Origin of the sequence: Streptomyces sp. NPDC004667, from assembly GCF_040609475.1 — a bacterium.
Lineage (GTDB): Bacteria > Actinomycetota > Actinomycetes > Streptomycetales > Streptomycetaceae > Streptomyces.
In genome coordinates, this window is the sequence record NZ_JBEXKC010000014.1 from 1 (window position 1) to 19,236 (window position 19,236).

15 protein-coding genes are annotated in these 19,236 nt (G+C 70.4%); 10 read left to right on the top strand and 5 right to left on the bottom strand.

Annotated features, from left to right (window positions below):
• The 9 genes from yvcK to pgi form a co-directional block, all read left to right on the top strand.
• Positions 1 to 1,019 (top strand): uridine diphosphate-N-acetylglucosamine-binding protein YvcK (gene yvcK / locus ABZW32_RS10540; RefSeq protein WP_356213957.1); only part of this gene is annotated, 1,019 nt, incomplete at its 5' end.
• Positions 1,010 to 2,005, top strand: a complete 996-nt coding sequence (whiA, locus tag ABZW32_RS10545) for a DNA-binding protein WhiA (protein WP_030237199.1) — start codon at positions 1,010 to 1,012, stop codon at positions 2,003 to 2,005. The genes yvcK and whiA, both read left to right, overlap by 10 nt.
• 153 nt (positions 2,006 to 2,158) lie before the next feature.
• Positions 2,159 to 5,119: a M14 family zinc carboxypeptidase gene (locus ABZW32_RS10550; RefSeq protein WP_356213959.1), complete on the top strand. Its 2,961-nt coding sequence runs from the start codon at positions 2,159 to 2,161 to the stop codon at positions 5,117 to 5,119.
• Between the two features lie 209 nt (positions 5,120 to 5,328).
• Complete coding sequence (gap, locus tag ABZW32_RS10555; RefSeq protein ID WP_030237192.1) at positions 5,329 to 6,333, top strand: type I glyceraldehyde-3-phosphate dehydrogenase; 1,005 nt, start codon at positions 5,329 to 5,331, stop codon at positions 6,331 to 6,333.
• A 133-nt stretch (positions 6,334 to 6,466) separates the two neighbouring features.
• Entirely contained in the window at positions 6,467 to 7,678 is a 1,212-nt protein-coding gene (locus ABZW32_RS10560) for a phosphoglycerate kinase (protein WP_356213962.1), read from the top strand.
• A gap of 6 nt (positions 7,679 to 7,684) precedes the next feature.
• Positions 7,685 to 8,473, top strand: coding sequence for a triose-phosphate isomerase (gene tpiA, locus ABZW32_RS10565; RefSeq protein WP_356213964.1), 789 nt, complete (start codon positions 7,685 to 7,687; stop codon positions 8,471 to 8,473).
• A 154-nt stretch (positions 8,474 to 8,627) separates the two neighbouring features.
• Positions 8,628 to 8,858, top strand: a complete 231-nt coding sequence (gene secG, locus ABZW32_RS10570; RefSeq protein ID WP_356214149.1) for a preprotein translocase subunit SecG — start codon at positions 8,628 to 8,630, stop codon at positions 8,856 to 8,858.
• A gap of 179 nt (positions 8,859 to 9,037) precedes the next feature.
• Complete coding sequence (locus ABZW32_RS10575; RefSeq protein WP_078950560.1) at positions 9,038 to 9,373, top strand: RNA polymerase-binding protein RbpA; 336 nt, start codon at positions 9,038 to 9,040, stop codon at positions 9,371 to 9,373.
• A gap of 164 nt (positions 9,374 to 9,537) precedes the next feature.
• The gene (gene pgi / locus ABZW32_RS10580) at positions 9,538 to 11,190 is read left to right on the top strand and encodes a glucose-6-phosphate isomerase (RefSeq protein WP_356214150.1); all 1,653 of its coding nucleotides are present in this window, start codon (positions 9,538 to 9,540) and stop codon (positions 11,188 to 11,190) included.
• Between the two features lie 61 nt (positions 11,191 to 11,251).
• On the opposite strand, the gene pgl is transcribed toward pgi, so the two are convergent.
• From pgl to tkt, 5 genes are all read right to left on the bottom strand, one after another.
• On the bottom strand, positions 11,252 to 12,031 hold the full coding sequence (pgl, locus tag ABZW32_RS10585; protein ID WP_356213966.1) for a 6-phosphogluconolactonase: 780 nt from the start codon (positions 12,029 to 12,031) through the stop codon (positions 11,252 to 11,254).
• Between the two features lie 119 nt (positions 12,032 to 12,150).
• Positions 12,151 to 13,200: a glucose-6-phosphate dehydrogenase assembly protein OpcA gene (gene opcA / locus ABZW32_RS10590; RefSeq protein ID WP_356213968.1), complete on the bottom strand. Its 1,050-nt coding sequence runs from the start codon at positions 13,198 to 13,200 to the stop codon at positions 12,151 to 12,153.
• A complete protein-coding gene (zwf, locus tag ABZW32_RS10595) occupies positions 13,197 to 14,726 on the bottom strand; it encodes a glucose-6-phosphate dehydrogenase (RefSeq protein ID WP_280914814.1) in 1,530 nt (509 codons plus the stop codon). The genes opcA and zwf overlap by 4 nt, the downstream gene beginning before the upstream one ends.
• A gap of 2 nt (positions 14,727 to 14,728) precedes the next feature.
• Positions 14,729 to 15,847, bottom strand: a complete 1,119-nt coding sequence (gene tal, locus ABZW32_RS10600; protein ID WP_356213970.1) for a transaldolase — start codon at positions 15,845 to 15,847, stop codon at positions 14,729 to 14,731.
• A gap of 36 nt (positions 15,848 to 15,883) precedes the next feature.
• Positions 15,884 to 17,971 (bottom strand): transketolase, encoded by a 2,088-nt coding sequence (tkt, locus tag ABZW32_RS10605; RefSeq protein WP_356213972.1) that lies wholly within the window; start codon positions 17,969 to 17,971, stop codon positions 15,884 to 15,886.
• 312 nt (positions 17,972 to 18,283) lie between these two features.
• Here tkt and ABZW32_RS10610 point away from each other — a divergent pair, with 312 nt between their 5' ends.
• Entirely contained in the window at positions 18,284 to 19,231 is a 948-nt protein-coding gene (locus ABZW32_RS10610) for a heme o synthase (protein ID WP_280914813.1), read from the top strand.
• Positions 19,232 to 19,236 lie beyond the last annotated feature (5 nt).

Genomic DNA, 19,236 nt, shown 5'->3' on the forward strand with positions numbered 1-19,236 from the left:
ACGGCGCGGCGGCGCGTCCCGGCCGCCGCGGCGCGGCCGCGGCCAAGGTCGCCGCGCCCAAGGTCGTCGCCCTCGGCGGCGGCATGGGCCTGTCGGCCTCCCTCGCGGCCCTGCGCCGGATCACCGGTGACGGCGAGCTCACCGCCGTGGTCACCGTCGCCGACGACGGCGGCTCCAGCGGCCGGCTCCGGGAGGAGCTGGGCGTGCTGCCCCCCGGCGACCTGCGCAAGGCGCTGGCCGCGCTGTGCGGGGACGACGACTGGGGCCAGACCTGGGCGCGCGTGATCCAGCACCGGTTCCAGTCGGCCGGCGATCTCCACGAGCACGCCGTCGGCAACCTGCTGATCGTCGCCCTGTGGGAGCAGCTCGGCGACCCCGTCCAGGCCCTCGACCTGGTCGGGAGGCTGCTGGGCGCGCAGGGCCGGGTGCTGCCGATGTCGGCGGTGCCGCTGGAACTCCAGGCAATGGTCAAGGGCCACGATCCGGCGCGCCCGGAGGACGTGGACACCGTACGGGGGCAGGCCACGGTGGCCCTGACCCCCGGCGAGGTGCTCTCCGTCCAGGTCGTCCCCGCCGGACCGCCGGCCGTGCCGGAAGCGGTCGCCGCCGTGCTGGACGCGGACTGGGTGGTGCTCGGCCCGGGGTCCTGGTTCTCCTCGGTCATCCCGCACCTGCTGGTGCCGGAACTGCTCGACGCGCTGATGGTGACGAAGGCCCGGCGGGTCCTCTCGCTGAACCTCGCGCCGCAGCCCGGCGAAACAGAGGGCTTCTCTCCGCAGCGTCATTTGGAGGTTTTGGCCCGACACGCCCCTAAACTCGCCCTGGACGTGGTGCTGGCCGACGAGGCCGCCGTGCCCGACCGCGAGTCCCTCGCCGATGCCGCGAAACGGTTCGGTGCCGCGGTCGAGCTGGCCCCCGTGGCCAGGCAGGACGGCTCTCCGAAGCACGATCCGGAGCTGCTGGCCGCCGCGTACGACCGTATTTTTCGGATGCATGGAAGGATCGGCCCATGGCGATGACGCCCGCGGTGAAGGATGAGATCTCCCGCCTCCCCGTCACCCGGACCTGCTGCAGGAAGGCGGAGGTCTCGGCGATCCTTCGGTTCGCGGGCGGGCTGCACCTGGTGAGCGGCCGCATCGTCATCGAGGCCGAACTGGACACGGGCATCGCCGCCCGCCGGCTCCGCAAGGACATCCTGGAGATCTTCGGCCACTCCTCCGACCTGGTGGTGATGGCCCCGGGCGGACTGCGCCGGGGCAGCCGCTTCGTCGTCCGGGTCGTCGCGGGCGGGGACCAGCTGGCACGCCAGACGGGCCTCGTGGACGGCCGCGGGCGCCCGATCCGGGGCCTTCCCCCGCAGGTGGTCTCCGGGGCCACCTGTGACGCGGAGGCGGCCTGGCGCGGTGCCTTCCTGGCCCACGGCTCCCTCACCGAGCCGGGCCGGTCCTCCTCCCTGGAGGTCACCTGCCCCGGCCCCGAGGCCGCCCTGGCCCTGGTGGGCGCCGCCCGTCGGCTCTCCATCGCCGCCAAGGCGCGCGAGGTGCGCGGGGTGGACCGGGTCGTCGTCCGGGACGGCGACGCGATCGGCGCCCTGCTGACCCGGCTCGGCGCCCACGAGTCGGTGCTCGCCTGGGAGGAGCGGCGGATGCGGCGCGAGGTGCGCGCCACCGCCAACCGCCTCGCCAACTTCGACGACGCCAACCTGCGCCGCTCGGCGCGGGCCGCGGTGGCCGCCGGAGCCCGGGTGCAGCGCGCGCTGGAGATCCTCGGCGAGGAGGTTCCCGAACACCTCGCCGCCGCCGGACGGCTGCGCATGGAGCACAAGCAGGCCTCCCTGGAGGAGCTGGGCGCGCTCGCCGACCCGCCGCTGACCAAGGACGCCGTCGCCGGCCGGATCCGCCGCCTGCTCGCCATGGCCGACAAGCGGGCGCAGGACCTGGGCATCCCGGGCACCGAGTCCAACCTGGACCTCAGCGAGGAGCTGGCCGACAACATGGCCGGCTGACCCGTACGCCCGTACGCCCGCACGTGGTCCGGTAGGGGCCCGCACGCTCACCCGTGCGGGCCCCTTCTCGGTACGCCCCATTGACATGAGCACGGGCCGGTCGTGAGCCTGGCGTCCGCACGCTTTCGTGGCAGACGACGCCCAGGGGGGCACATGAGGCAACGCGCGAGAACGATCCTCGCCGCTAGCGCACTCGTCTTCGGAACCACACTCGCCGCGCTACCCGTGGCGGCCCACGCCCAGCCCGCGTCCGCCGCCGCATCCGGCGCCGACGAGGTGCGGGTCTACGACGCCGACATCACCAAGGAACAGGTCCCGCTCGTCCTGGCCGCGGGCCAGGACGCCCACGAGCTCGCCGAACGCGCCCCGCAGACCGGGACCGCCAAGGTCGAGCTCTTCCTCACCGGGGACCAGGCCAAGGGACTCGCCGCCCAGGGCGTCAAGCTCGCCGAGCGCAAGGTCACCGCCCAGGGGCTCGCCCGCACCAAGGCGGCCGGGGACGGGGTCTTCCGCCCGTACAGCGGCAAGGGCGGCCTCCAGGAGGAGATCCTGCGGACCGCTCAGCAGAACCCCGGGCTCACCAAGGTCGTCTCCATCGGCAAGACCGTCCAGGGCAAGGACATCCTCGCCCTCAAGGTCAGCAAGGACGCGAAGAAGGGCAAGGACGGGGACAAGCCGTCCGTGCTCTACATGTCCAACCAGCACGCCCGTGAGTGGATCACCCCCGAGATGACCCGGCGGCTGATGCACCACACCCTGGACAACTACGGCAAGGACCCGCGGATCACCAAGCTCGTGGACTCCACCGAGCTGTGGTTCCTGCTCTCCGCCAACCCCGACGGCTACGACTACACCTTCACCGCCGACAGTGCCCGGCTGTGGCGCAAGAACCTCCACGACAACAACGGCGACGGCAAGATCACCGCCGTGGACGGCGTCGACCTCAACCGGAACTTCGCCTACAAGTGGGGCTACGACAACGAGGGTTCCTCCCCGAGCCCCTCCAGTGAGACCTACCGCGGCCCGAGCGCCTCCTCCGAGCCCGAGACCAGGGCCCTGGACGCCTTCGAGAAGCGCATCGGCTTCCGGTACGCGATCAACTACCACTCGGCTTCCGAGCTGCTGCTCTACGGAGTGGGCTGGCAGGTCGCCACCCCGACCCCCGACGACGTCGCCTACAAGGCGCTCGCCGGCACCCCCGAGAAGCCCGCCGTCCCCGGCTACTACCCGCAGCTCTCCTCCGAGCTGTACACGACCAACGGCGAGGCGGACGGCCACGCGGCCAACGCCAACGGCGTCATGATGTTCACGCCGGAGATGACCACCTGCCAGACGGCCTCGGCGATCGACCCGAACGACCGGTGGAAGCCCGAGGACTGCGCCTCCGGCTTCAACTTCCCGGACGACGAGAAGCTGATCCAGCAGGAGTTCGCCAAGAACGTCCCCTTCGCGCTGTCCGTCGGCGAGAGCGCCGCGCACCCGGACCAGCCCTCCTCCTCGGTGGGCCTGAGCGCCGCCGACTTCACCGTCGACCCCTTCACCACCTCCTACGTGGAGCGCGGCGAGGACCAGACGGTCGCGGTCACCGCCCGCAAGGCCCTGAAGGACAAGCAGCTCAAGTTCCGCATCAACGGCGGCCGCACGCACGACGACGGACTCAAGGCCTGGAAGGGCGGTGACGTCTACGGCGGCGAGGACAACAACTGGTTCGACGAGTACCGGGCCAAGGTGGACGGTGCCAAGCCCGGCGACAAGGTCGAGGTGTGGTTCACCGGCCGCGACCGCTCCGACAAGCAGGTCTCCAGCGAGCACTTCACGTACACCGTGGCCGAGCGCCCCCGCGCGGACGTCCTGGTGATCGCGGAGGAGGGCGCCAAGGCCACGCAGGCCCAGACCTACGTGGACGCGCTGCGCGCCAACGGGAAGTCGGCCGCCGTCTGGGACGTGGCCACCCAGGGGGCCCCCCACCACCTCGGGGTGCTCTCGCACTTCTCCACCGCCGTCCACTACACCGGGGCCAAGGCGCCCGGCGGCGGGACGCAGCTGGCCGTGCGCGACTTCCTCAACGAGGGCGGCAAGCTGGTCGAGGCCGGTGAACTGGCGGGCGGCCGGGCCCAGGTCGGCCGCGCCCTGACGGACGACTTCAGTCAGTACTACCTCGGCGCCTACGGGCGGGCGGGCGTCTCCGGTCCCACCGGCTTCGCCGGCGCGGGCTCCCTCGCCGGCGTCAAGGGCGGTCTGGCAGGCGCGGCGGGCAACCCGCTCGACGCCCCCGGCGCCTACACCGTCACCTCCGACAGCCTGCCGGCGGCGCAGTTCCCGCAGTTCAAGAGCGCGCAGGCGGGCCAGTACGCCGGGGTCGTGAACCCGTACGCCCCGTACGCGGGCACCGGGATGGCCGCGGCCACCCACGAGGACGACGACTGGAAGCGCCTCACGCGGACCGTCGACCTCACCAAGGTCACCGCCGCGGAGCGGCCGCAGCTGAAGATGGCCCTCAACTGGAACACGGAGGAGGGCTACGACCACGCCGTCCTGGAGGCCCGTACCGCCGGGGGCGAGGACTGGACCACACTCCCGGACTCGGGCGGGCTGAGCTCCACCACAGTCCCGGCGGAGTGCGAGGCCGGATTCTTCGTCAACGACCACCCCTTCCTGCGCCACTACCTCACCCTGGACGGCGGCGGTTGCTCACCGAGCGGCACCAGCGGGGCGTGGAACAGCTTCACCGGATCCTCGGGCGGCTGGAAGCAGGTCTCCTTCGACCTGAGCGCCTACGCGGGCAAGACCGTCGAGGTCTCGCTCTCCTACGTCACCGACCCGGGTTCGGGAGGCCGCGGCGTCTTCGCGGACGAGGCCCGGGTCTCCGTGGGCGGGACCGACCAGGCCGTCGAGGGCTTCGAGAGCTCGCTCGGAGCGTGGACGGCCCAGGGCGCACCTGCCGGAAGTCCCGATGTTCCGGGCGATTGGTCCAGGTCGGGCGAACTGTTCAAGTCCTACGCCGCGGTCACTACGCGTGACACCGTGCTCTTCGGCTTCGGCCTGGAGCACGTGCCGGCCGCGGCGGACCGTGCCGTAATCCTGGGCAAGGCACTTCGCTCGCTGAACCACTGACCTGCGACCCCACCCCCGATCACACTGCGTGACAGGGCCGAAGGTCCCCGGGGTCCCGTGCCAGGGCGTCTGGTACAGGGCCTCGGGGCGTGTCCGGCTCCCGTCGATGTCACTCCCAAGCTCACGGAGAGGTAGGGTCGTAAGCGGTCGGGGACATCCCATACAGCTCGCCGGCGGACAGGCCGGCGTACCAACGAGGAGATCGGTTCGTGACGATCCGCGTAGGCATCAATGGTTTTGGCCGCATTGGCCGCAACTACTTCCGGGCGCTCCTGGAGCAGGGAGCGGACATCGAGATCGTCGGTGTCAACGACCTGACTGACAACGCCACCCTGGTGCACCTGCTCAAGTACGACACCATCCTGGGCCGCCTCAAGGCCGAGGTCTCCCACACCGCCGACACCATCACCGTGGGCGGCAACACCTTCAAGACCTTCGCCGAGCGCGACCCCGCGAACCTGCCCTGGGGCGAGCTGGGTGCCGACATCGTCATCGAGTCGACCGGCATCTTCACCAAGAAGGCCGACGCCTCCAAGCACCTTGCCGCCGGCGCGAAGAAGGTCCTCATCTCGGCTCCGGCCAAGGACGAGGACATCACGATCGTGATGGGTGTCAACCAGGACAAGTACGACGCGGCCAACCACCACGTCATCTCCAACGCCTCCTGCACCACCAACTGCGTGGCGCCGATGGCCAAGGTCCTCCTGGAGAACTTCGGCATCGTCAAGGGCATGATGACCACGGTCCACGCCTACACGAACGACCAGCGCATCCTGGACTTCCCGCACTCGGACCTGCGCCGTGCCCGTGCCGCCGCCGAGAACATCATCCCGACCACCACCGGTGCCGCCAAGGCCACCGCCCTGGTGATCCCGGAGCTCGCGGGCAAGCTCGACGGCATCGCGATGCGCGTCCCGGTCCCCACCGGTTCCGTGACCGACCTGGTCATCGAGCTGGAGCGCGAGGTGACCAAGGACGAGGTCAACACCGCCTTCCAGAAGGCCGCCGAGGGCCAGCTGAAGGGCATCCTCGACTACACCGAGGACGCGATCGTCTCCTCCGACATCGTGAACTGGCCGGCCTCCTGCACCTTCGACTCCTCCCTGACCATGGTCCAGGGCAAGAGCGTCAAGGTCATCGGCTGGTACGACAACGAGTGGGGCTACTCCAACCGCCTCGTCGACCTCACCGTCTTCGTCGGCGGTCAGCTCTAAAACGTAGGGCAAGGCACCACCATGTGAGCACAGGGTCCGCTCGGCGCGATGAAGCGCCGTTCGGGCCCTGTGGTTTGCCTGGCCCTCCCGTCCTCGCCCTCCGGGTGAAGGTCTCCTAAGGAGTAGGAAACACATGAAGACGATCGACGAACTGCTCGCCGAGGGCGTCACCGGCAAGCGGGTCTTCGTCCGCGCCGACCTCAACGTGCCGCTCGCGAACGGTGAGATCACCGACGACGGCCGCATCCGGGCCGTCCAGCCGACGATCGAGAAGCTCGCCGAGGCCGGCGCCCGCGTGATCGTGGCCTCGCACCTGGGCCGCCCCAAGGGTGCCCCGGACCCGGCGTTCTCGCTGGCCCCGGCCGCCAAGCGGCTCGGTGAACTGCTCGGCGCGGACGTCGCGTTCGCCACCGACACGGTCGGCGCCTCCGCCAAGGAGACCGTCGCCGCCCTCGCCGACGGCAAGGTCGCGGTCATCGAGAACCTGCGCTTCAACGCCGGTGAGACCGCGAAGGACGACGCCGAGCGCGGCGCCTTCGCGGACGAGCTCGCCGAGCTGGCCGACGTCTACGTCGGCGACGGCTTCGGCGCCGTCCACCGCAAGCACGCCTCGGTCTTCGACCTGCCCGCGCGCCTCCCGCACGCCGCCGGTTACCTGATCGCCACCGAGGTCGGCGTCCTGAAGAAGCTCACCGCCGAGGTCAAGCGCCCGTACGTGGTCGTCCTGGGCGGCGCCAAGGTCTCCGACAAGCTCGCCGTCATCGACGAGCTCCTCGGCAAGGCCGACCGCCTCCTGATCGGCGGCGGCATGGCGTACACCTTCCTCAAGGCCAAGGGCCACGAGGTCGGCATCTCCCTGCTCCAGGAAGACCAGCTGGGCAAGGTCACGGAGTACATGGAGCGCGCCGAGAAGAACGGCGTCGAGCTGGTCCTGCCGGTCGACGTCCTCGTCTCCGCGGACTTCCCCGACCTGAAGACCAAGGCCCCGGCCGACTTCGAGACCGTCGACGCGGACAAGATCCCCGCCGACAAGGAGGGCCTCGACATCGGCCCCAAGACGCGTGAGCTCTACGCGTCGAAGATCGCCGACGCCGAGACCGTGTTCTGGAACGGCCCGGTCGGCGTCTTCGAACACCCCGACTACGCGAACGGCACCAAGGCCGTCGCGCAGGCCCTCGTCGACAGCAGCGCCTTCACCGTCGTCGGTGGCGGCGACAGCGCTGCCGCGGTCCGCATCCTGGGCTTCGACGAGAACGCCTTCGGTCACATTTCCACCGGTGGTGGCGCCAGCCTCGAATACCTCGAAGGCAAGACGCTCCCCGGCCTCGCCGCCCTGGAGGGCTGAACCCCTATGACTGCTGCTGCCAACGGCCGCACCCCGCTGATGGCGGGCAACTGGAAGATGAACCTCAACCACCTCGAGGCCATCGCCCACACCCAGAAGATCGCCTTCTCGCTCGCCGACAAGGACTACGACGCCGTCGACGTGGCGGTGCTCCCGCCCTTCGTCGACCTGCGCTCGGTCCAGACGCTGGTCGACGCCGACAAGCTGAAGATCAAGTACGGCGCCCAGGACATCTCGGCGTACGACTCCGGCGCCTACACCGGCGAGATCTCCGGCCCGATGCTCTCGAAGCTCGGCTGCACCTTCGTGGCCGTCGGCCACAGCGAGCGCCGCCAGTACCACGGCGAGACCGACGAGGTCTGCAACGCCAAGGTCAAGGCCGCCTACAAGCACGGGCTCACCCCGATCCTGTGCGTCGGCGAGGGCCTGGACGTCCGCAAGGCCGGCAACCAGGTCGCGCACACGCTGGCCCAGGTCGACGGCGGTCTCAAGGACGTCCCGGCCGAGCAGGCCGAGTCCATCGTGATCGCGTACGAGCCCGTCTGGGCCATCGGGACCGGCGAGGTCGCCACCCCCGAGGACGCCCAGGAGGTCTGCGGTGCGATCCGCGGCCGCCTCGCGGAGATGTACTCCCAGGAGCTGGCCGACAAGGTCCGCATCCAGTACGGCGGCTCCGTGAAGTCCGGCAACATCGCCGCGATCATGGCGCAGCCCGACGTCGACGGCGCCCTGATCGGCGGCGCGGCGCTGGACGTGGACGAGTTCGTCAAGATCGTCCGCTTCCGCGACCAGTGAACCACCCGGTGAAGCGACCGGTGAGTATGCGGTAGGGCGGATCCGTCGTACCCTTGCGGGGGCCAGGGGGCTGCGATCGGCAGCCACTGGCCCCCGCGGGCGTCGCAGGCCCGGTAAAACCTGAAAGCCCAGAAAGTAGGAATCAGCCGTGATTATGGGGTTCTCGATCGCCCTGGTCGTCTTCAGCGCCCTGCTGATGCTGCTCGTGCTGATGCACAAGGGCAAGGGCGGCGGTCTGTCCGACATGTTCGGCGGCGGCATGCAGTCCTCGGTCGGCGGCTCCTCCGTGGCAGAGCGCAACCTCGACCGCATCACCGTCGTGATCGGGCTCCTGTGGTTCGCCTGCATCGTGGCGCTCGGCCTGCTCACGAAGTCGGGCAGCTGACCGTTCTGGCCATTGTGCCGGTCCCGTCGGCTCCGCCCCGCCTATCATGAGGTCCTGCGCCCACGGCTGGAGCGAGTAACTCCGGTTACTGGACGCGCGTTGGGCCTTCCGTAGACTGGGGCGCCCGCAGCGGACATCCCCTCTCGCTCCGCGGCACCATCACGCAGGGAGTTACGACCGTGGCAAGTGGCAACGCGATTCGTGGAAGTCGGGTCGGAGCCGGGCCGATGGGCGAGGCCGAGCGCGGTGAATCCGCGCCCCGCCTGCGCATCTCCTTCTGGTGCTCGAACGGGCACGAGACGCAGCCGAGCTTCGCCAGCGACGCGACCGTGCCGGACACCTGGGACTGCCCGCGCTGCGGGTTCCCGGCCGGCCAGGACCGGGACAACCCGCCCGCGCCGCCGCGCACCGAGCCGTACAAGACGCACCTCGCGTACGTACGGGAACGCCGCACCGACGCCGACGGCGAGGCCATCCTCGCCGAGGCCCTCGCCAAGCTCCGCGGCGAGATCTAGGAACGGCGACAACCGGACCACCCTTGAGAGTGACTCGGGGCCCGGTCCGCGGGAGAGCGAATCCCGCGGGCCGGGCCCCTTTTTGTCCGTTGTCCCCCCTCGGATCCCTTAGGTTTGGAGGCGGCGGGGCACAACAGGACGGAAGAAGTGGGTTGATGTCCGAGATGAACGCAGACAGCCGTACGAGGCTTGACCGGATGCCGCAGTGGGACGCGCTGGCCAAGCACCGTGAAGAGCTGGGGCAGACGCATCTGCGGGAGCTGTTCGAGGCGGACCCGGAGCGCGGCACCAAGTACACCCTCGCGGCCGGGGACCTGCACATCGACTACGCGAAGCACCTCGTCACCGACGAGACGCTCGCGCTGCTGCGCGAACTGGCCGGGGCGACCGGCGTCGCCGCACTGCGCGACGCCATGTTCCGCGGCGAGAAGATCAACATCACCGAGGACCGGGCGGTCCTGCACACCGCGCTGCGCGCCCCGGAGAGCGCCGTCGTGAAGGTCGACGGCGAGGACGTCGTCCCGGAGGTGCACGCGGTCCTGCGCAAGATGGCGGCCTTCTCCGACCGGGTCCGGTCGGGGGAGTGGACGGGCCACACCGGCAAGCGCATCAAGAACGTCGTCAACATCGGCATCGGCGGCTCCGACCTCGGCCCGGCGATGGCGTACGAGGCCCTGCGGGCCTTCAGCGACCGCGACCTGACGGTGCGTTTCGTCTCCAACGTCGACGGCGCGGACCTGCACGAGGCCGTGCGCGACCTGGACCCGGCCGAGACGCTCTTCATCATCGCCTCGAAGACCTTCACCACCATCGAGACCATCACCAACGCCACCTCGGCGCGGAACTGGCTGCTCACGGAGCTGCGGGCCGGTGAAGAAGCCGTCGCCCGGCACTTCGTGGCGCTGTCGACCAACGAGGAGAAGGTCGCCGAGTTCGGTATCGACACGGCCAACATGTTCGGGTTCTGGGACTGGGTCGGCGGCCGCTACTCCTTCGACTCGGCCATCGGGCTCTCCCTGATGATCGCCATCGGCCCGGACCACTTCCGGCAGCTGCTGGACGGCTTCCACCTGATGGACGAGCACTTCCGCACGGCGCCGCCGGAGGAGAACGCGCCGCTGCTGATGGGGCTGTTGGGGATCTGGTACGGGAACTTCCACGACGCGCAGTCCCACGCGGTCCTGCCGTACAGCCACTACCTGTCGCGGTTCACGGCCTACCTCCAGCAGCTCGACATGGAGTCCAACGGCAAGTCGGTCGACCGCGACGGCGAACCGGTCGACTGGCAGACCGGCCCGGTCGTGTGGGGCACCCCCGGTACCAACGGGCAGCACGCGTACTACCAGTTGATCCACCAGGGCACGAAGCTGATCCCGGCGGACTTCATCGGCTTCGCCCGACCGGTGGAGGGCCTGCTCCCCGGCCTGGTGGCCCAGCACGACCTGCTGATGGCCAACTTCTTCGCCCAGACGCAGGCCCTGGCCTTCGGCAAGACCCCGCAGGAGGTGCGTGCGGAGGGCGTCGCCGAGGAGCTCGTCCCGCACAAGACCTTCCGGGGCAACCACCCGACGACGACGATCCTCGCCCGCGAGCTGACCCCGTCGGTACTGGGGCAGCTCATCGCCCTCTACGAGCACAAGGTGTTCGTCCAGGGCGCCGTGTGGAACATCGACTCCTTCGACCAGTGGGGCGTCGAGCTCGGCAAGGTCCTCGCCAAGCGGCTGGAGCCCGCACTGGTGGAGGGGACCGACGTGGCGGGCCTCGACCCCTCGACGCGGGCGCTCGTGGCCAGGTACCGGGAACTGCGCGGCCGCTGAGCCCTCCCGGCGTGAACGCGAAGGCGCCCCGCACCGACCGGTGCGGGGCGCCTTCAGCCGTTCAGGACGCCGGGGAGTACAGCCCGGTCGGCAGCTTGGCCGCCGCCGCCCGGTCCAGCAGCCACAGCGTGCGGCTGCGGCCGTAGGCCTCCGCGGCGGGGGCCTGGACCCCGCCCGCGCCGCCGAGCGCGACGGCCACCGCCGAGGCCTTGTCCTCGCCGGCCGCCAGCAACCACACCTCGCGGGCCGCGCGGATCGCCGGGAGGGTCAGGGAGACCCGGGTGGGCGGGGGCTTCGGGGCGCCGTGCACACCGACGACGGTGCGCTCGGTCTCCCGGGTCGCCGGGTGCTCCGGGAACAGCGAGGCCACGTGCGTGTCCGGGCCGACGCCCAGCATCAGCACGTCGAAGGTGGGGACCGGACCGTGGTCCTCCGGCCCGGAGGCCCGCTCCAGCTCCGCCGCGTAGGCGGCCGCCGCGGCGTCCACGTCCGCCCCGTAGGGGCCGTCGGAGGCGGGCATGACGTGCACCCGCGCGGGATCCACCGGGACGGAGTCCAGGAGGGCCTCACGGGCCTGTACGTGGTTGCGCTCGGGGTCGTCGGCGGGGACGTAGCGCTCGTCGCCCCACCAGAGGTCGATGCGGGACCAGTCGACCGCGTCCCGGGCGGGGGCGACGGAGAGGGCCGCGAGCAGGCCGTTGCCGTTGCGGCCGCCGGTCAGGACCACGGAGGCGCTGCCACGGGCGGCCTGCGCGTCCACGATCTTCGTGATGAGCCGGGCCGCCGTGGCCTGGGCCATCAGCTCCTTGTCCCGGTGGACGACGACCTGGGGAGTCGTCATACCCATGTGCTGCCGCCTTCTTGGTAGTTCGGGTCGTGCGGTGGTTCCGGTCCGTGGCGGAGCGCCGGGGAACGGATGAAGGGCGGGGCGGGGAGCCGCTCCGCCCTTCACCGGTACCGCTACTTGGCCGGGGCCTTCTTCGCCGCCTTGGCGGCGGGCTTGGCCGGGGCCGGGGCCGGGGCCGGGGCCTCGGCCGGAGCCTCGGGCTCCGCCTCGGCCGGAGCCGCGGCGGCGGCCGGGGCGGCCGCCTCCAGGCGGGCCACGCCGAACTTCAGCGAGGCCTCGTAGGTGTTGTCCGGGTCCAGCCGGCGCAGCTCCTCCGCCAGCAGCTCGGCCGTGTCGCGGCGCTTGAGCGCCACCGCGCGGTCGGGCTGTCCCGGCATGCACAGCGTCGCCAGCGAGCCGTCCGCCCGGTCCAGGACGATCGAGCCGTCCTTGGTCTCCAGCCGTACGGCGGTCAGCCCCGGCCCGCCGGAGCGGGCGCGGTGGACCGGCACCCCGAGACGGTCCGCGAGCCACATGGCCAGCAGCTCGCAGCTCGGGTTCTCGTCCTCGCCCTCGACGGTCGCCGAGACGACCGACAGGTTCTGCTGGTCCAGCGCGGCGGCCAGCATCGAACGCCACGGGGTGATCCGGGTCCAGGACAGGTCCGTGTCGCCCGGGGCGTACGCGGCCGCCCGCTCGCCGAGCGCGGCGACGGGCTTCTCGGAGGAGTACGTGTCCGTGATCCGGCGCTGTCCCAGCGCGCCCAGCGGGTCGCCCGCCAGGTCCGCGGGAGCACCCTCCGGCCACCAGACGACCACGGGGGCGTCGGGCAGCAGGAGCGGGAGCACCACCGACTGGGCGTGGTTGACCAGTTCGCCGTGCAGGCGGAGCACGACCGTCTCCCCGCTGCCCGCGTCCGCCCCGACGCGGAGCTCCGCGTCGAGGCGGGCGTCACGGCGGCTGCGCGGGGAACGGCTGACCCGCTTGACCACGACGACGATCCGCGAGGGGTGTTCGTGGGACGCGTCGTTCGCCGACTTGAGCGCGTCGTACGCGTTCTCCTCGTCGGTCACGATCACCAGCGTGAGGACCATGCCGATGGCCGGCGTGCCGATGTCCCGGCGCGCCTGCACCAACGCGGCGTTGATCTTGCTGGAGGTGGTCTCCGTGAGGTCGATCTTCATGGCCGGCGCCAGCTCCGTCCGTCTCGTGCGAGCATCTCGTCCGCCTCGACCGGCCCCCAGGTGCCCGCCGGGTACTGCGCGGGCTTGCCGTGCTTGTCCCAGTACTCCTCGATCGGGTCGAGGATGTTCCAGGACAGCTCGACTTCCTGGTGACGCGGGAAGAGGTTCGCGTCGCCGAGGAGGACGTCGAGGATGAGCCGCTCGTACGCCTCGGGGCTGGACTCGGTGAAGGACTCGCCGTAGGCGAAGTCCATCGTGACGTCCCGGACCTCCATGGAGGTGCCCGGCACCTTGGAGCCGAAGCGGACGGTCACGCCCTCGTCCGGCTGGACCCGGATGACCAGGGCGTTCTGCCCCAGCTCCTCGGTCGCGCCCGACTCGAACGGCAGGTACGGCGCCCGCTTGAAGACCACGGCGATCTCGGTCACCCGGCGGCCCAGGCGCTTGCCCGTCCGCAGGTAGAAGGGGACGCCCGCCCAGCGGCGGTTGTTGATCTCCAGGCGGATGGCCGCGTAGGTGTCGGTCTTCGACTTGGGGTCGATGCCGTCCTCTTCGAGGTACCCGACGACCTTCTCGCCGCCCTGCCAGGCCGCCGAGTACTGGCCGCGCACGGTGTGCTTGCCCAGGTCCTCGGGCAGCTCCACGGCGGTCAGCACCTTGAGCTTCTCGGCCACCAGCGCCTTGGGGTGGAAGGAGCCCGGCTCCTCCATCGCGGTCAGCGCCAGCAGCTGGAGCAGGTGGTTCTGGATGACGTCGCGCGCGGCGCCGATGCCGTCGTAGTAACCGGCCCGGCCGCCGATGCCGATGTCCTCCGCCATGGTGATCTGCACGTGGTCGACGTACGACCGGTTCCAGATCGGCTCGAACATGGTGTTGGCGAAGCGGAGCGCCAGGATGTTCTGGACGGTCTCCTTGCCGAGGTAGTGGTCGATCCGGAAGACCTCGTCACGGGGGAAGACCTCGTGGACGACCTTGTTGAGCTCTTCCGCGCTCTTGAGGTCGTGGCCGAAGGGCTTCTCGATGACGGCGCGCCGCCAGGAGCCTTCCTTCTGCGCCAGACCGTGGTCCTTGAGCTGCTGGACCACCTTGGGGAAGAACTTCGGGGGCACGGAGAGGTAGAAGGCGAAGTTGCCGCCCGTCCCCTGTGCCTTGTCGAGTTCCTCGATGGTGGCCTTGAGGGTCTCGAAGGCCGCGTCGTCGTCGAAATCGCCCTGGACGAACCGGCAGCCCTGCACCAGCTGCTGCCAGACCTCTTCGCGGAAGGGGGTGCGCGAGTGCTGCTTGACAGCGTCGTGCACCTCCTGGGCGAAGTCCTCGTCCTGCCATTCGCGGCGGGCGAAGCCGATCAGGGAGAAGCCCGGCGGCAGCAGGCCGCGGTTCGCCAGGTCGTAGACGGCCGGCATCAGCTTCTTGCGCGACAGGTCACCCGTAACGCCGAAAATGACCAGGCCGGACGGCCCCGCGATACGCGGGAGCCGCCGGTCCTGTGCGTCACGAAGCGGGTTCGCTCCGTTCACTGACAAAATACTCAGTCCTCCGCGGGGGCGAGGCGCTTGAGCTCCGCCTCGGTCGACTTCAGCAGGTCGTTCCACGACGCCTCGAACTTCTCGACGCCTTCGTCTTCGAGCAGCTGCACCACATCGTCGTACGAGATGCCCAGCTTCGCGACCGCGTCGAGCTCGGCGCGAGCCTGCTCGTACGTGCCGCGGATGGTGTCGCCGGAGACCTCGCCGTGGTCGGCGGTGGCCTCCAGGGTGGCCTCGGGCATGGTGTTGACGGTGCCGGGGGCGACCAGGTCCACGACGTACAGGGTGTCCTTGTACGCCGGGTCCTTGACGCCGGTCGAGGCCCACAGCGGGCGCTGCTTGTTGGCGTGCGCCCGGTCCAGGGCCGCCCAGCGCTCGGAGGAGAAGACCTCTTCGTAGGCCTCGTAGGCCAGACGGGCGTTGGCGAGGGCCGCCTTGCCCTTCAGGGCCTTCGCCTCGTCGGTCCCGATGCCGTCGAGGCGCTTGTCGATCTCGCTGTCCACGCGGGACACGAAGAAGGAGGCGACCGAGTGGATCTCGGAGAGGTCCAGGCCGGCGGCCTTCGCCTTCTCCAGGCCCGCCAGGTACGCGTCCATGACCGCGCGGTAGCGCTCCAGCGAGAAGATCAGCGTGACGTTGACGCTGATCCCCCGGCCGATGACCTCGGTGATCGCCGGCAGGCCGGCCTCGGTCGCCGGGATCTTGATCAGGGTGTTCGGGCGGTCCACCAGCCAGGCGAGCTGCTTGGCCTCGGCGATGGTCGCCGTGGTCTCGTGCGCCAGACGCGGGTCGACCTCGATCGACACGCGGCCGTCCTGGCCCTCGGTCGCGTCGAAGACCGGGCGCAGGATGTCGGCGGCGTCGCGGACGTCCGCCGTGGTGATCATCCGGATCGCCTCGTCGACGGTGACCTTGCGGGCGGCGAGGTCGGCGAGCTGCTGCTCGTAACCGTCACCGCTGCTGATCGCCTTCTGGAAGATCGACGGGTTGGTGGTGACACCGACCACGTGGCTCTGGTCGATGAGCTCGGCGAGGTTGCCGGACGTGATGCGCTTGCGGGACAGGTCGTCCAGCCAGATCGCCACGCCCTCGTCGGAGAGGCGCTTGAGTGCGTCTGTCATGGGAATTGCATCTCCTACTTGGTTCTGGTGCCGGACTCAGCGCGCGGCGGCGGTGATGGAGGCCTTGGCGGCTGCGGTCACGGCTTCGGCGGTGAGGCCGAACTCGCGGTACAGGACGGCGCCGTCGGCGGAGGCACCGAAGTGCTCCAGCGAGACGATCCGGCCCGCGTCACCGACGTAACGGTGCCAGGTCAGGCCGATGCCGGCCTCGACCGCGACTCGCGCCCGGACGGAGGGCGGCAGCACGCTGTCCTTGTACTCCTGGTCCTGCTCCTCGAACCACTCGACCGACGGCATCGAGACCACGCGCGCCGGAACGCCCTCGGCCTGCAGCGCCTCGCGGGCGGCGACGGCGAGCTGGACCTCGGAGCCGGTGCCGATGAGCACGACCTGCGCGGGGCCGCCCTCGGCCTCGAACAGCACGTACCCGCCCTTGGCGGCGTCCTCGTTGCGCTCGTAGGTCGGCACGCCCTGGCGGGTCAGCGCCAGACCGTGCGGGGCGCCCTTGCCGAACACCTTGGTGTGGCGGCGCAGGATCTCGCGCCAGGCGATGGCGGTCTCGTTCGCGTCGGCCGGACGGACGACGTTCAGGCCCGGGATGGCGCGCAGCGCGGCGACGTGCTCGACCGGCTGGTGGGTCGGGCCGTCCTCGCCGAGGCCGATGGAGTCGTGCGTCCACACGTACGTCACCGGCAGGTGCATCAGCGCGGACAGCCGGACGGCGTTGCGCATGTAGTCGGAGAACACCAGGAAGGTGCCGCCGTAGATGCGGGTGTGGCCGTGCAGGGCGATGCCGTTCATGGCCGCGGCCATGGAGTGCTCGCGGATGCCGAAGTGGACGGTGCGGCCGTACGGGTCGGCCTCCGGCAGCGGGTTGCCCACCGGCAGGAACGAGGAGTTCTTGTCGATGGTGGTGTTGTTGGAGCCGGCCAGGTCGGCCGAGCCGCCCCACAGCTCCGGGATGATCGCGCCGAGCGCTTCGAGGACCTTGCCGGAGGCGGCGCGGGTGGCGACGCCCTTGCCGGTCTCGAAGACGGGGAGCTTGTCCTCCCAGCCGGCGGGCAGCTCGTTGGCGTTGATGCGGTCGAAGGAGGCCGCGCGCTCCGGGTTGGCGGTGCGCCAGGCGGAGAACTCCTTCTCCCAGGCGGCGCGGGCGTCACGGCCGCGGTCCCCGAGGGCGCGGGTGTGGGCGATGACCTCGTCGGAGACCGCGAAGGTCTGCTCCGGGTCGAAGCCGAGCACGCGCTTGGTCGCGGCGACCTCGTCGTTGCCGAGGGCCGAGCCGTGGGAGGCCTCGGTGCCCTGGGCGTGCGGGGCCGGCCAGGCGATGATCGAGCGGGCCGCGATGAAGGACGGACGTCCCGTCTCGGCCTTGGCGGCCTGGAAGGCCTCGAACAGGGCCTTCGGGTCGAGGTCGCCGTTGGCCTGCGGGGCCACGCGCTGGACGTGCCAGCCGTACGCCTCGTAGCGCTTGAGGGTGTCCTCGGAGACGGCGGTCTCGGTGTCGCCCTCGATGGAGATGTGGTTGTCGTCCCACAGCAGTACGAGGTTGCCGAGCTTCTGGTGGCCGGCCAGCGCGGACGCCTCGTGGGAGATGCCCTCCTGGAGGCAGCCGTCGCCCGCGATCGCGTAGACCATGTGGTCGAACGGGGAGGTGCCGGTGGCCGCCTCCGGGTCGAACAGGCCGCGCTCGTAGCGGGCGGCCATGGCCATGCCCACCGCGTTCGCGACGCCCTGGCCCAGCGGGCCGGTGGTGGTCTCGACGGCGGCCGTGTGGCCGTACTCCGGGTGCCCGGGGGTCTTGGAGCCCCAGGTGCGGAACGCCTTGAGGTCGTCCAGCTCCAGGCCGAAGCCACCCAGGTAGAGCTGGGTGTAGAGGGTCAGGGACGAGTGCCCCGCGGAGAGCACGAAACGGTCACGGCCGACCCACTCGGGGTCGGCCGGGTCGTGCCGCATGACCTTCTGGAAGAGGGTGTACGCGGCGGGGGCCAGGCTCATCGCCGTACCGGGGTGGCCGTTTCCGACCTTCTGGACCGCGTCCGCGGCCAGGATGCGGGCGGTGTCGACGGCCCGCTGGTCCAGTTCGGTCCATTCGAGCTCTGTGGTGGTCGGCTTGGTGCTCACCGTTGGTCAGGGCTCCTCTCCACATGTTGTATTCCCGGTGACGAACGACGCACCGGCGCGATTCCGAGCCTACCCCCGCGAGGGGGTGCGGCTATTCGAGTGCAGGCAGTGCGTCGCCGGGTCGGTGCCCCTTGTTCATCCGGCGTCCGCGCGCGTGAACCGTCCGTCCGGTCCGATCCGCCCAACACGAGACGACCCCCGCGCGGGGCGACGCAAGTGCAACGTCTAGAGTGGCGTGGTACGCGCAAGCCTTTACCGGGCCTTCATGTCCTGAAGGGTCCGAGTCGGAGCTTGCTGGATTCTCTCTCAGGGGTGTGCGTGACGGCCGTCGAATCCCGTCCAGCGGGGGTGCTCGGGACGAGCCCCGGTCACCGGCCGTTCGGGGCCCGGGTCATGGCTTTCGTGGCATTGACCAAGCCGCGGATCATCGAACTTCTGCTGATCACCACAGTGCCGGTGATGTTCCTCGCCGAGCAGGGCGTGCCACCGATGTGGCTGGTGCTCGCCACCTGCTTCGGCGGCTACCTCTCCGCGGGCGGTGCCAACGCGCTGAACATGTACATCGACCGCGACATCGACGCGCTGATGGACCGTACGGCGCAGCGTCCGCTGGTGACCGGCATGGTGAGCCCCCGCGAGTGCCTGGTCTTCGGCATCTCGCTCGGCGTGATCTCCACCCTGTTCTTCGGTCTGCTGATCAACTGGCTGTCGGCGGCGCTCTCGCTCGGCGCGCTCCTCTTCTACGTCGTGGTCTACACGATGCTGCTCAAGCGGCGCACGGCGCAGAACATCGTCTGGGGCGGGATCGCCGGCTGCCTGCCGGTCCTGATCGGCTGGTCGGCCGTCAAGAACGAGGTCTCCTGGGCCGCGGTCATCCTCTTCCTCGTCATCTTCTTCTGGACGCCGCCGCACTACTGGCCGCTGTCGATGAAGGTGAAGGACGACTACGCGCGGGTCGGCGTGCCGATGCTGCCGGTCGTGGCGGGCAACAAGGCCGTCGCCAAGCAGATCGTCCTCTACAGCTGGGTGATGGTGGCGGTATCGCTGCTGCTGACCCCGCTGGGGTACACCGGCTGGTTCTACACCTCGGTCGCCCTGGTGGCCGGCGGCTGGTGGCTGTGGGAGGCGCACGCGCTGAGCGCCCGCGCCAAGGCCGGGGTGACGGGTGCGAAGCTCAAGGAGATGCGGCTGTTCCACTGGTCCATCACCTATGTGTCGCTCCTCTTCGTCGCCGTGGCCGTGGATCCCTTCCTCCGTTGATTACT